The sequence below is a fragment of the Vibrio sp. 10N.222.55.C6 genome, assembly GCF_041473395.1.
Lineage (GTDB): Bacteria > Pseudomonadota > Gammaproteobacteria > Enterobacterales > Vibrionaceae > Vibrio > Vibrio crassostreae_C.
The window spans coordinates 1-725 of the sequence record NZ_JBFRSD010000737.1; the positions used below are offsets into that span (position 1 = coordinate 1).

At 44.8% G+C, this 725-nt stretch carries 1 protein-coding gene; it reads right to left on the minus strand.

Annotated features, from left to right (window positions below; translation table 11 throughout):
• A partial coding sequence (locus tag AB4486_RS25905; RefSeq protein ID WP_372119605.1) for a recombinase family protein occupies positions 1–459 on the minus strand: 459 nt, incomplete at its 3' end.
• Between the last annotated feature and the right edge of the window lie 266 nt (positions 460–725).

The window sequence follows — 725 nt, forward strand, 5'->3', positions numbered from 1 at the left end:
CTTCTGCACATCCTCTTTCGTCACCTGTGCTTTCGGTCTACCTATGTGTTTACCAGCTGCCTTCGCTGCTGCTATCCCCTCAGCCTGACGCTCTTTAATCAATTCCCTTTCCATCTGTGCCACTGCTGCCAGTATCCCTAGTACACCTTTCTGCGCTGCACTCATTACACCATCGAATCTCATTCCTTCCTTGTGGAACTGTACCGATACACCTTTCTGGTTCATCTGCTCCACCAGCCCTACAGCATCACCTGCACCGCTACGACAGATACGGTCTAGGCTATGAACATGCAGCACATCACCATCCCTGACATAATCCAAGCACGCCTGTAGCTGTGGTCTGTCTACTGTCTTAGCTGATACCTTTTCCTCGAACACCTTATCCAGTTTCACATCTGCTAACTGTCTGCTGGTGGACTGCTCTACTGTACTAACTCGAATGTATCCAATGTGTGCCATGCTTACCCCTTTGTCTCAAACCTCTTAACACTTTCAGGATTGCATGTATCAAAACTCTAAGTCAATGCTTTTGAGACAACCTTAGATACAGTCTCATAAGGTATAGTTTTTTATATATCCAGAGTCGCTCTATGAAACTTACCGCACTGCTTAAAAAGCACCTGAGCTAGGACTTTTTACCTCTAAATAAAACCAGGCAATAACAAGTTAAAAATAAAAACCATCATGCCACGCAAAAACAAGAACATAACACCACCAAACAAGCC